The organism is Bacillus infantis (assembly GCF_008180445.1).
Classification (GTDB): Bacteria; Bacillota; Bacilli; order Bacillales; family Cytobacillaceae; genus Bacillus_AB; species Bacillus_AB infantis_B.
In genome coordinates this window covers 381,502-394,769 of the sequence record NZ_VTER01000006.1, presented here as the reverse complement: position 1 = coordinate 394,769, position 13,268 = coordinate 381,502, and the positions used below count along the sequence as shown (strand labels likewise).

Annotated in this window: 8 protein-coding genes and 3 pseudogenes; all 11 read right to left on the bottom strand. The window is 45.1% G+C overall.

The genetic code is table 11. The features are described from left to right. Window positions 1-392: 392 nt before the first annotated feature. A pseudogene (locus FZD51_RS26885) lies at window positions 393-863 on the bottom strand (methyl-accepting chemotaxis protein); the annotation flags it as partial. A gap of 294 nt (window positions 864-1,157) precedes the next feature. Further along, a pseudogene (locus FZD51_RS26880) lies at window positions 1,158-1,697 on the bottom strand (protoglobin domain-containing protein); the annotation flags it as partial. Window positions 1,698-1,889: 192 nt separating this feature from the next. Then, window positions 1,890-2,408 (bottom strand): HD domain-containing protein, encoded by a 519-nt coding sequence (locus FZD51_RS13300; protein WP_148975213.1) that lies wholly within the window; start codon window positions 2,406-2,408, stop codon window positions 1,890-1,892. A 119-nt stretch (window positions 2,409-2,527) separates the two neighbouring features. Then, the gene (locus FZD51_RS13295) at window positions 2,528-2,725 is read right to left on the bottom strand and encodes a hypothetical protein (protein WP_148975212.1); all 198 of its coding nucleotides are present in this window, start codon (window positions 2,723-2,725) and stop codon (window positions 2,528-2,530) included. Window positions 2,726-2,935: 210 nt separating this feature from the next. Continuing rightward, window positions 2,936-5,005, bottom strand: coding sequence for a transglycosylase domain-containing protein (locus FZD51_RS13290; RefSeq protein WP_148975211.1), 2,070 nt, complete (start codon window positions 5,003-5,005; stop codon window positions 2,936-2,938). Between the two features lie 93 nt (window positions 5,006-5,098). Further along, on the bottom strand, window positions 5,099-5,839 hold the full coding sequence (locus FZD51_RS13285; RefSeq protein WP_148975210.1) for an STAS domain-containing protein: 741 nt from the start codon (window positions 5,837-5,839) through the stop codon (window positions 5,099-5,101). A 198-nt stretch (window positions 5,840-6,037) separates the two neighbouring features. After that, window positions 6,038-7,018, bottom strand: coding sequence for a ring-cleaving dioxygenase (locus FZD51_RS13280; protein WP_148975209.1), 981 nt, complete (start codon window positions 7,016-7,018; stop codon window positions 6,038-6,040). 294 nt (window positions 7,019-7,312) lie between these two features. Next, entirely contained in the window at window positions 7,313-9,550 is a 2,238-nt protein-coding gene (locus FZD51_RS13275; protein ID WP_148975208.1) for an AAA domain-containing protein, read from the bottom strand. A 108-nt stretch (window positions 9,551-9,658) separates the two neighbouring features. Beyond that, window positions 9,659-10,879, bottom strand: coding sequence for an MFS transporter (locus tag FZD51_RS13270; protein WP_148975207.1), 1,221 nt, complete (start codon window positions 10,877-10,879; stop codon window positions 9,659-9,661). 114 nt (window positions 10,880-10,993) lie between these two features. Further along, window positions 10,994-11,359, bottom strand: a pseudogene (locus FZD51_RS26875) (CAP domain-containing protein); the annotation flags it as partial. A gap of 625 nt (window positions 11,360-11,984) precedes the next feature. Beyond that, window positions 11,985-13,256 carry a glycosyl hydrolase family 18 protein gene (locus FZD51_RS13260; protein WP_148975206.1) on the bottom strand — a complete coding sequence of 424 codons (1,272 nt, stop codon included), beginning with the start codon at window positions 13,254-13,256 and terminating at the stop codon, window positions 11,985-11,987. Window positions 13,257-13,268 lie beyond the last annotated feature (12 nt).

Below are 13,268 nucleotides of genomic sequence, written 5' to 3'. Positions count from 1 at the left end.
GTATCCTTTTTTTGTCAATGAAATCATCTCCTTGGATTGTTGGCCATCTGTATCCTGACTGAGTTCAGTACCGGCTGATGTTCCGGAGAACCAGCTTTGATCAACAGCATCGCCAAGATTTAAAAATCATTGATTATCATATCATTTTTTGTGAAGGAAATAAAATAACTTGGCTTTTTTCCCCTTTTGATTTTCCTTAAAGCATATGTTAAGCTTAAAAAGCCCTTTCCGGACATTCGCTTGTTGCGGGACACTTAACCACTGTACGGACGGAAAGGGCTGGCGGCTGCTTTTGCAGCCGCCATTTTCATTTCCAATTCTATGGCTGCATTTTCAGCTGTTTCATTAGAATGAGTCCAAAATCAGCATGCAACACTCACAGGGCCTTTCCTTTATAAAGTCAAGGTCAACCCGGAAAGCATATCAGATGATGCTGCTACCTGGCCTGAGGCCTCCCCGATATCGTCAAACACTTTATTCAGATCCTCCATTTCCTTTACGATGGCCAGGTTCTTTTCTTTTACCTGCCGCATCGATTCCAGGATGAGAGAGAAGTATTCATTAACTGCCTTAGACTGAACCGAGCCTGATTTGATATTTACGCTGGCCTCTTCGATGGATTTGGCCATGATGCTTGAACGGGTTTCCATTTCACCGATCAATCCTGAAACTTCAGAAACAGCATTTTTCGTATTCTCCGCCAGCTTTCTCACCTCATCAGCCACTACCGCAAAGCCTTTGCCATGTTCGCCTGCCCTGGCAGCTTCTATTGCTGCATTGAGAGCCAGCAGGTTCGTCTGATCGGCAATAGAAGTAACAATCGCAGCAATCTGCTCGATTTGCTTAGAGCTGTCAATCAGCTGCTCCATGTTCTGGCTGATGCTGCTGATTTTGTCCTCGGCCTGACCTAAAGTACTGCCAAGCCCGATGAGTTTTTTCATTCCTTCTTCTGATTTCTCCTCGGCAACAACAGCTATATCAGAGCCAGACTTCGTATCAGCCCTAATGTCCTCTGTTCTTCCGGCTGCCTGCTGGATTGCGGCGCTTGTCTGTTCGCTGATGGCCGCCAGCTCCCCGGCTGCTTCTGTTACCTGATGCTTCAGCTGCTCTTTGTAGCTTTCAGACTCTTTCCTGATGCGGCTTATTTCCTGTTCATAAGCTTCAAGCACTATCTGCTGCTCAAGGCTGATAATCTTTGAAACAGCCAGCATCGCCTCAGTACATGCGCCCTTCTCGGAGATTGTATCTATGATCATGCTGCATAAGGACAAATATAGATCCTGGAAAGCACACATATACCATTTAGGCTGCAGCCCGATTTTCACGTGGACATGAGCAATGACAAAACGCTGCTGAATGAATTCCGTATCTATTTTTCCGCTGAACATCTCATAAATGTGGGCGCTCAAAGTATTTTTCAGCCTCTCGATTGAACTATTATCGCTGATAATTTTCGTCAGTGTGTTTTCGTTTTCTAAATTCTTATAGAATTGTTCTATGATAGCAGGGAGCTTTTCTTTCACATAAGGCTGCAGGGAGTGTATATAGTTCAGGTCACTGTCCTGAAGGCCTATCATATCAATTTGCCTTAATACCTCTTCACTAAGAGACTGATCGATTCCGATATTCCCGTGATCATTAAGTTTGAAAGAAAACTCTTGCCTGTTTCTGCTTTTTTTAAATAATGTGATTTCCATGCCGATTCTCCTATCGGAATATTTTTACATACCTTTGTATATTAGTTTAAAAGAATCTGCGAAGGCTCACAATCTATTCATGGATAAAGTAATGGGTATAAAGACTCATAAAAGAATGATTTTTAAACAAAATGCTGAGAATCGAATATTTCAAATAAATAAAAAAGGAATCTGCTTGATCAGCGGATTCCTTTATTCAGCTTCCAGAAGACTGTCGATTTTCTTATCAAGCCTTCGAAGGCTTTCAAGTGCCCTCTCTTCATCAACTTTTCTGTAATGGTGGGCGCCGCCAGGTTCTTCATCAAATTCGTCGGCCAATTTTACAATTGTTTGAAGAGGCGTCCGGATGACTTCCCCTCCAGGAAGAAAGGAATCTGTATGAAAGAGGATGGCAAGAGCTATTTCTTTTGCTTTAACAGGATTTTCACCCAGCCTGATTAAAAGTTTATGTGCCCTCTCGGCACCTTTTATCGCATGTATATCATTCTTTTTGTAGAGATCATAATCCCACTTTCCATTTTTATACCAAGTGTAATGCCCCATATCATGCAGTAGCCCTGCTTTAGCAGCCATGTCAGGATCAGCGCCTCTTTCTGCCGCAAGCTTGAAGCTGTGATTGGAAACCGCAACTGCATGGGCCACCCCGGATCGTGTCAAATACTTTTGGGCGATTCTGTGTTTGAAAATCTGTTCTAAAGTGACATCTCTCAATAAAACCATTCCTTTTAATAATTTCTATGAGGTACTTGCCTGAGATCGGCAAAGGGACTTCCTGAAGAAGTTCTAATTAATTTTTCCAGATCCAAGCAGTTCAAAACATTTCGTGCCTTTTAAAATTTTCTGGCATTCACGGATTTCTGTTTCTTCATCACTTCATATGATTTTTCAATAATGTCAGCAAGCACGTCTGCTTTGTATATTCGGCCAATCTTAGTGTTTTCCTGATAATATTCTACAATTTCATCCAGCTTCTGCAGCGTTTCTTTCTGCAGCCGGACATTCAATTGTGTTCTTTGTTCATTCGGCAATGATAGCACCTCCTATTTATAGGATACCATACTGATATCAAATAGCTAATCATTTGCTAGCAATTTGATATACCTCTTGGTGCGCAAGAGTTTCGGAGATTGTCGAATAAAATCATGTTACAAAATAATTTGCCGAATAGAAAAAGGAAAACATTCGATGATGTTTTCCTTTTGAATCAACATATTGATTATATTCGTGTTAAAAACCAGCTAATTCCCAATTTTGTCCCAAATCTCATTTAGTTTTTCTTCTGTTTTGTCGAGCAGCTCCCGGGCATCCTGCCATTTTTCTTTCCATTCCGGCAATTCTTCCTTCAATCGCTCGCTGAATTCTTCAGCCCGCTCCTGAAGATCGATATCAGGTTCAGCTTCTTCTGCGAGCTGATCATTAACTGACTCTGTTCCAAAGTCTTTCTGTTGGGTATAAGGAAGCACCTGTTCCATGATGCTCCTGAATATAGGCACTACAGTTTCAGAGCTGCTTGTTGATAAATAATGCTCCCGGTCTGTTTTATCATAGCCCAGCCATACAGCACCTACCAATGATGGTGTATAGCCTACAAACCATTGATCCTTCGTGCCGTCGATATCATTGTAAGGCAGCTGTGTGGAGCCGGTTTTGCCCGCTATCTGTACATCCGGAATCCTGGTCCTTTGGCCGGTTCCGCTTTCGACTACATTAAGGAGCATGGATGTCATCTCCCTTGCCGCTGCCTTGGAAGTGACTTTGACCGTTTTTTTCTTTCTTTCTGCAATAACATTTCCTGTCGGTCCGACTATCTTGGTGATGAAGTGGCCATCATGCCTTTTTCCTTGATTAGGAAAAGCTGCATATGCTTCTGCGAGCTGCAGCGGCGAAATTCCTTTTCTCATTCCGCCAAGAGCAATGCCAAGCGCTCTGTCTTCCTTCTCTGTCGGGATTCCGAAACGCTTTAAAGAATCCATGCCTTTATCAATCCCGATTTCATTGAGCAGCCAGACCGCGGGGATGTTCAGCGACTCTTCAACTGCTTTATACATCGGCACCTCGCCGGCGTATGAGCGTGAAAAATTTTCCGGCTTATAATCACCGAAGGTCATCGGCTCATCCTTCAGGATAGAAGAGGCGTGATAGCCTTCTTCTATGGCAGGCGTATAAACTGCGAGCGGCTTCAAAGTGGACCCTGGCTGAGCCTTAATATGTGTCCCTCTGTTAAAGCCTCTGAATACATGCTCACCCCGGCCTCCAACAATGGCACGGACACCGCCGGTCGACGGATCTAAAAGGACTGAGCCGCTCTGCACCAGCTGTCCTCCTCTGCCTGACGGGAAAAGGGAGTCTCTGTCATATACCTTTTCAAGGCCGGATTGTATATTTTGATCCAGTTCTGTATAAATGGTATAGCCTCTTGTAAATATCTCCTCCTGAGTAAGGCCGTACTTGCTTGTTGCCTCATCAAGGACTGCATCTACATAATAAGGATACTTTCTTGCTTCTGTATTTGAACTTCCATCTTCCAGGACAATTTTCTCCGCGATTGCCTTTTCGTATTCATTATTTGAGATGTATCCAAGTTCCTGCATTTTTCCAAGCACCGTGTCACGCCTGCTGATGCTCCTGTCATAATGCTGGTAAGGATCCAATGCGGATGGAGACTGCAGCAGTCCAGCGAGCAGCGCTGCTTCGCTGATGGTGACTCCGCTTATCGGTTTATTGAAATATGTTCTTGCGGCCCTGTCAATGCCCCATGCCCCGCTGCCAAAATAAACCTGGTTCAGGTACATCAGCAGGATATCTTCTTTTTTGTAATTCTTTTCTATTTCGACCGCCAGGAAAATCTCCTCAGCTTTTCTTCTGTATGTTTGTTCCGGCGACAGCAATGCATTTTTGGCGAGCTGCTGTGTGATGGTGCTGCCGCCGCCAGTGATCCTCCCTGCAAACAAATTACTGAAAAAGGCCCGTGCAATCCCTTTTATATCAAAGCCATTATGCTTGTAAAAACGCTCGTCTTCAATACTGACGACAGCTTCCTTCATATGGTCAGGCAACTCTTCTATTTTTGCTCCCCCGGTCCTGTTAGCGGCAAGCTTTCCGGCTTCATCTCCGTCTTTATCATAGAGGACGGTCGACTGCTTCAGGCCATCCTTCAAGGATTGGACATTGGCCGTGGCTGCAAGGTAGGCAAAAAACAATATGGCGAGAAGCAGGGCCGTCAGGGCGGCAAGCAGCAGGATCTGTGTAATATGCTTTCTCTTCCAAAAGCGTTTAATATATTCCCAGACCTGTTTGAGTCTTTCCATTTTAATTTTCTCCTTAAAAAATCATATTCAATACTCTATTTTAACCAACTTATACAGAAAAAAGGAAGGAAAATGAAATTTTCCTTCCTTCTGCTAATACTTTTCCTTTAAGTGCCTGATGGCTGAATCAAGCTGAGAAAATGTTTCGATTCCTTCCAGCCTGATTCCGGCCTGTACTGACTGTACTGCAATATCCGGCCGTATGCCCGCAAATACAACTTCAATGCCAATCATCCTGAACCCCTGCATAAGCTTTACAAACCCTGCAGCATTGGCAAGCAATTTAATCGTGAACAGTTTAGACATATCGAGAATCAGGCCCCTGATCTGTTTTTGGCTTGCTGATTGCATGGCTTTAGCAGCAAGGTCTGCCATTTTGGCCGGTGACACATCATATGGCAGCGCATGGAGAGAAAGCATGCCAATCTTATCATCTACAAGAATGATGTTTACTGTGCTTTCCTCTATGAAGTTTTTATATTGCTCCTCCATCTTATGCCGCTCTGTGATGTCTTCAAATTCAACCATAGCACCTTTTATCTGGTTATGATCGTCCTTGAGCAGGGTGGAACGCTGGCTCAGTGTCAATTCATACTTACCCCATGTATAAGGGAACACATCGTATCGGAAGTTCTTTCCCTGTTCAAGGGTGTGCTGAACGGTCCTGGTAAATTCAGGCGGATGGCCAAAAAATTCGTCGATATTCTGCCCAATCGCTTCTTCAGGATCTATTCCCAATATTTCCTTGCACCTTTTATTGGCTACTTTAATAGTAAAATTTTCGTCAATTGCCATGACAGCAACCGACAAATGATTCAAAACAATAGAATCCATCAGTTATCTCCCCGCTTTTGTTAACTTCATCTTAACATAGCAGGAAAGAGAAGGAGATAATAATCTCGGCATAAAATACTGCCGGGTTTCTTGTTTGTCACGAAGCTGATTGAGCCGCACCAAAACTTAAAGAAATGACGAAGACTGCCGATAGCGCGCCCAAATGATTAAAGTGAGTACAAAGCAGGCGGATTCCGCCTATCTTCCTGTCTCAAGAGGCTTCAATTTAGCTTCTATCTCTTCTCTCCGGTCTTCAAAATAAGGGGGCAGAGCAAGATTCTGCCCCAGCTCTTCAAATGGCTCATCACTTTCGAACCCTGGCCCGTCAGTCGCCAGCTCAAAAAGAATGCCATTCGGCTCCCTGAAGTATAGTGATTTAAAATAATAGCGCTCTACAAACCCAGAGCTGGGGATTCTTTTTTCTTTCAGGAGGGCAACCCATTTATTCAGCTCTTCCTGGCTTTCAACACGGAAAGCTACATGGTGTACGCTTCCGCGGCCTGGCCTTTCCTTTGGCAAGTCATCCCGGACAATGATGTGTACCTCGGTCCCTGACCCTCCCTTTCCTGTTTCATACACATGTACTGTATGGCCGCCAAGCGCTGATGCGGAATAAGAATCTTTCTTTCGGAATCCTAAAAGACTGACAAGGGTATCTTCTGTCCGGCTCAGTTCGGCGACAGTCAGGAATACGGGTCCAAGACCTGTGATTCCATGCTCTGCGGGAACAGGGCTTTGCTCCCAAGGGCGCCCTCCTTCTTCCCCAGTGTTCGCTTCATCAGAAATAAGTGCCAGTCTTTGATCTTCAAAGTCAGTGAAAAACAGCATGTTTCTTCCGCTGTCAGAAGTAATGGCCGTATATTCGACCCCGTGTTCCTTAAACCGGCCCTGCCAATATTCAAGGGAGCGGTCACTAGGAACTCTCAGGGAAGTGAGGCTGATGCTGTTGGTTCCGGGGTAGGTGTGCCCTGCATTCGGAATTTCAAAAAAGGTTAAGTCAGTTCCCGGGTTTCCCCTTTCATCTGCATAAAACAAATGGTAAACAGAAGTATCATCCTGGTTCACCGTCTTCTTTACGAGCCTCATGCCTAAAGTGTCAGTGTAGAATTCATAGTTCTTTTTTGCGTTTGCTGTTATGGCAGAAACATGGTGGATGCCTTTCAATGCTTGCAAATTCATTATATGCACTTCCTTTTCAAGAAAAAATCTTTACTTCGAGATAATTTTACTTCTTTTTCTATTATTATGAAACCTATATGTTTGTATTATAATAGACCTTCTGGAAAAATTTAATCTTGCATCCGCGGATGATTGGTGATATATTTATTGAGCGATGAGCTAATTGAATAAGCCGGCGGGCGCTCCTTTATTGGAAATGCACGATGTGGCGTGCAGCCTGCCGCCTCAATACGCAAGACCCCCTGTTTCAGGGGGTCTTTTTATGTTTAGTTGGCTTGCATGTACCAGGCTTTTTCACAGAAATTGCGATTCAACATAGCCGGCAATGTTTTCCGATAGAAATCTGACAGCAATATATGGAGGCCTGATGCCTTCATGTCTGCAAAAGGGCATTCCCAGCCATAAGATGCGGCTGTCAATGCTGATGAAAGGAAACGGTACCTCTTTTTTAATGAAAGCGGCATGCTTTAACGCCTCATGCCTTTTGTCTGAAATCAGTGTGACACTGGCTTTTCCAGTCATTCCGTTCACTATTTTTGTCCATTCCTCGTCCAATGCATGGGTGGCTGGCAGCGAAATAATGATGGCTGATTTTGCCTGTGATAAATCATTTTCAACTTTGCCGGTTTTCCTGCTGTGAATCCATTGCAGGGCCGGGTGCTGGTTCCTGATCCATTTTCCGATACTGGAGGGAGTAACAGCCTGATCCATCTTAAGCTGGTGTTCTGCCAGTTTCCGCCATGTTTTTCCTGTATATACTTTTTCTTTGATAAAACGGATATTCCCCACCTGTATGAATTTTCCCCTTGTCCTTGTTACGGCTACATTGATCAGCCTTTCACTGTCTTTTCCTGTCATAAGCATCCCTGCTTTTTCAAAAGGGAAGCTGTCAACGGTGTCAAAGACCATTATATCTCTTTCGCTTCCCTGGAAACGATGGACGGTTGCCGCTACAATGCCTGCTGCGGCAGCTTCAGAGCTGTATACCTCTTCCATAAACTGTTCCATCAAGGAAGCTTGAACCCTGTAAGGTGTGGCATAACCTATTGACCTGGCCCCATCCAAATAGGCCTCGTGAATCAGCTGGAAAGAAAGCGCAAGATGAAGAAGATTGCTTCTGGAGCCGCTGTTGTTATCCTTAATTCCGTACATTCCCATCTCAGAGCTGTCAACCATAATAGATGCCATGTCTTTGAATGGCTTTAATTTGGAAATACCTGCCCGCAGTTCGGCCGTGCCTTCAAAATCAGTCACAAGGGAATGGTAAACATGTTTATTGGTAAAAGCTGAAATATCCGGATGCATCCTCCTTTGTTCTTTCAGCAAAAACAAATGGGGATGCATCTGGCCATTACCGACTGCAGAAGCTGCCCCTGAATGGTGGAAAATATCCTCTTTCAGCCATTTGCCTGCCAGTTCACTCCTGGAGGCGGCTATAGGCGGAAGCTGTTTGAAGTCTCCGCAAATGATGATCCTTTTACCCAGAGAGGCAGCAAATGCAGCCTGCGGGACATAAGCCATGCTTGCTTCATCTACGATGACAAGATCAAATTGGCTTTCATAAATCGCCGGATCGCCCGCTGCCCTGGCAAGAGTGGTTCCAATGATGCCTGCATCCTTAACATATTCAATTTCCTTCTTTCGGATCTTCTCCAGAACGGCTGCAAGCTTAGTTTCAATTTCAACGAGCTTTTCAGAATCCCTTTTACTGAAAGAGCGCCCCAAATCGGATTTTAACAGCCTTTTTTCTTCCATCAGATCAGATTTTTTATCAGCCAGATCCGGATGGTGCTTTTCAATGAGCCTGTCGGAATGAAACAGCCCCCCTGCATGTGCTTCACTGCTGCTTCTCGTTCCATACCTGAGAATATCCCCGTCATTGGGTTCAGATTTGCGGGACGAAAAAGAGGCAATTTCGGCCATCAGTACATCTACCGCCTGGTTGCTGTGTGATAGAACAAGCACCTTCAGCTTTTTGAAATATTTATTAGCTGCTGTCCGGGCAAGCGTATATGTTTTCCCTGTCCCCGGAGGGCCCCATACAAATGTAACCGGGTTATACTTGGATCTCAAAATAAGTTCATGGACAGGGGATTTGGCCTTTCCTCCCGGATGGGCTGCCGGCATGGAGGGATCCATCAGTTTTTTGATCCGAAGCCTCTTCGTTTTGCTTTTTTTTATATCATCCAGCCGCTGTATGAGCTGATCGATCAGCTCCCAGGGATCATGCTGCAGGGATGCGTATCGCAGTTCCTCACCCAGATACTGGTCAGCAGAGACAATGATATTCCTGCCTTCAGAAGACAGGATCCTCCCTTCTGCTTTTTTATGCCCCCAGCTGATTTTCACCTGTGATCCGATCGGCACTTGGAGTGCGGATTCTGTTTCAAAAAAATAAACAAACCCTTCATGGCTCGATATCAGAATGCCATTGTGAAGGGAGTATTTGCTGCTTCCGAAATTTTTCATAAGCTGTATTTCTGACTGAAGGGCCTTTTGCCATTCTGCTATATATCTTTTTGTGCTGCTCATCCTATTTCTTCCTTTACTCAACAATCACCATTGCTTCTTTTTGGAGGAAACGCCGGCCATTTTAATGAAAGATAATATAACACGGCTATAGCCAAAAATCCAATCTGGTTAGGCACTCCCCGCTTCGTGCTGATTTTTTGTCCTGGCAAATAGGTATGTACGTACCATGATCAATAGCGTAATGACGATCAGGGTGCCATGAAAGAATGCAGCAAGCGCCGGCAGGCTGGTACTGTCTAAGACAGCAGGAGCCAGAATAAATCCGCATGCGAAACCGAGTGACTTCAAAAGCATGCCTACCCCGAATATCCTCCCCCTTATATGGTTAGCGGATTTTTGGAGAATGGTTGCATGCAGGGTTGTAAAAGCTGCGTCAAAAATACCGGTAAGAAAAGCAACCAGCAATATTGCAGGGATATAGCTGCTTGATAAAAAGATGATAAAACCTGATGACATCAGGATGGCAGAAATGAAGCACGCAAGATAGATTCTGATGCCCCTTGCCCATCGGAGCCTCGGCAGGAGGAAAGCAGACAGGATTGACCCGATTCCCCATGTACTCCAAATCAGCCCATAATAAAAGCTTTGTCTGTCAGGATTAATGGCCTCTGCCAAAATCGGAATACCAAGGTTATGGGAGCTTCCGGCAAAAGATCCTGCGAGGAAGACAAGGTTGACGAGCATAAGCATCGGAGCCAGCTTTAAATAGGCATGGACCTCTTTTATATCAGAGAAAATTGATGACAGCCTCCCTTGAAGGGGCGATTGAACACCAGCTTTCCTGCCAGGTGCCGATTCCCATTTTAGCAGCATCAATACAGCGGCAGACAGGAAGTAGGTAGCTGAATCGATAATCAGTGTTATATGGTAGCCTATAATATCTGTCAGGATGCCGGCGGCCAAAAATCCGGCGACCAGGCTGGCGGAAGTGAGTCTGGAAATAAGAGCATTTGTCTCAAGCACCTTATTTTCGCCAAAGATCTGGGGGATTTCCGGATTAAAGCTGACCATAAAGCTGCTGTTGGAGAACCCAATAGCAAAGGATACGAATAAGATCATATAGGGTGATGGAAAAGGGATCAGGGACAAAATCAGAATGCCCCTGGCCAGGTCGCTGATGATCATGATCTTTCTTCTGTCGAACCGGTCTGCCAGTATGCCTGAAAAAATGCTTGAAAACACACCGCCGGCCGTCCTGAATGCCATAGCGGCAGCCATCCATCCTGTGCTCCCTGTAGCAGCATAAATGAGGACGTTGAGGACGATTGTATCCATAAAGGTGCCAAAGTCTGAAAAAGATTTTACATATAATATTACTTTTCTGTTCATTCCTTTACTCCAGTGCATTTTTTGTCTATTTTATCCGGTATCTGAAAATTTCGCAATGCGAAATTTTCAGGCAAATAAAAAGAATTGCCCATGAAAAGCACTTCTTTTCTCCTTCTATTTTCCAATGAACATTTGAGTCCAGTAATTACCTTCGCCAGTATGCCCGACTCCTATATGGGTAAAATTGCTGCTGAGGATGTTCTTGCGGTGCCCTTCACTTTTCATCCAGGCATCGACGACTTCTTCTGCGGATCTTTGGCCCATGGCAATGTTTTCGCCTGCAGTTGAGTACTCTACTCCAAAGTCCCTCATCATATCAAATGGAGAGCCGTAAGTCGGACTGGTGTGGGAGAAATAATTTTTCGCCTGCATATCATCCGATTTTTCCTTGGCTACTCCGCTTAGAGAGTTATCTGCCTTCAGTGCAGCAAGGCCGTTCTTCGTTCTTTCTGCATTTGTCAGCTCAATGACTTTGGATTCCATATCACTGATGCTTTGGTCAGTGTCTCCTGTTTTTTGCTGTGCTTGTTCCTTGGCACCATTCTGCCCTTGCTCAGGCTGTCCGGCTCCACCTTGTCCGCCAGGCGCTGTACCCTGACCAGCCCCGTACTGTGTGCCGGGCTCCATGCCTGTTCCCTGATCTGCCTGATTCTGGCCAGGAGCTGCCTGCTGGCCTTCCTGCCCTCTTTCTTCACCCGTATAAAAACGGAACATGCCATTTTCCTGCATTTCGCCATGCGGGAATTCTTTGCTTGGCATGCCTGTGCTGTAAGCATTCGGATCAATCGTAATAAAGCCATTGTTGATTTCCTGAAGGCTTTCCATCATTCCTTTTGACTGCTCGCTGCTGCGGTCATTTAAAAAGTTGGTCTGGCCCTGTCTGCCATTACCGGCATTCAGTGTGTTGAGGCCGCCTTGCCTGTCATCTGCAGCATTATTAGAAGCGCAGGCAGAAACCAGCATCACTGCAAAAACCGCCGGCAAAAAGCTGAATTTCATTTTGCTCATTCTGTTAACCCCTTTTCATAATAATGTAACGGTCTTATTTTGCACTTTTGGACCCAATTATTATGAATGGAATTATTTTCAGCAAAAAAAGACGGCCTTATTCCTGGCGCACAACATGATAATTATCATTAAGAGCGAGCCAGCTTTGCGGGGCACGGAGGCTGATTTGCCAGAAGGTGGTCCCAAGGAGCTGATACCGGTCCATAAGCAGGTACTTCTGCATATAGCTGCGGATATCATCAAACCAGACAATGTGGAGCTGTCCATCTTCGTAAAAAGTAAAGAATGGTGCTGCCCTATTGCTGTCATACTGGATATTAGCGCCTTGTTCTATTGCACGGTTCTGTGCCTGGAGAACTGACAGAGAGACAGTTTTGTTGTCCGGTCCGGATTTGTCATACCCGTATAGAGGCAGGGCAATCTGCAGCTTACGCGGAGGAATCTGGGTAATGGCGTACTTGACGACATCCTCCATCCATGGCAGCGGTGAAACAGGCTCAGGCGGGCCGCCGGGATAACCGTAATCGATTGTCATGACGGCAACAATGTCTGCTGCAGCACTGATTGCCTCATAATCATAGGCGCCAATGATCCTGTTTGCAGGGATATCCTCTGTTTTAGCATGGACATTGACATGAAGAACCAGATTTCCAAGGGCAAGCTTCAGCTCAGCAAGAAATCGGGAAAAGCTGTTCCTTTGCGGCGGAGGTATGAATTCGAAATCAATGCTGACACCGCTGTATCCCTTCTCTTTAGCCAGGCTGGCAATACTGCTGACCAGATTGGCTGTATATCTTCTATTTCCCAGCACGCTTCCGGCCAGTTCCGGATCAAAGTCGCCATTCTGGTAGTTGCGGATCATGAGCAGCGGGAGGATGCCCAGGTCTTTGCTTTTCTTGATAACAGATGTGTCATCAAGAAGCCTATAGGCAGTTCCGTCTGCCCGGAATGAATAGGCAGTGATGGCAAGATAGGTAAGGAGGGGTGAAATTCCTTCAAGTATGGGGAAAAGAGCCTCAGTATTATAAGGCAATATAAAACCAAGCGTCTGAATGCCGTATTTAAGTGGTGAGGGGATGAATATGTTCTGTCCTTGCTGAAGATTATATGGATTTAAGCCGGGATTTGCTTTAAGAATAGAATCAATTTGCGTCTGATAAAAAAGGGATAACCGATAAACGGTGTCTCCCTCCCTTATTATATGAGATCTGACAGGCAGAGTGCCCAGAGGAATATACAGCGCCAGCCCGGGCACTATTTCATTGGCGTCCTTCAATCCATTAAGAAGTAAGATGTCGGCTGGGGAAACAGAATATTCATTGGCAATCTGCCATATGGTGTCACCGTATGTTACAACATGAATTCCCATTTCAGCACCTCA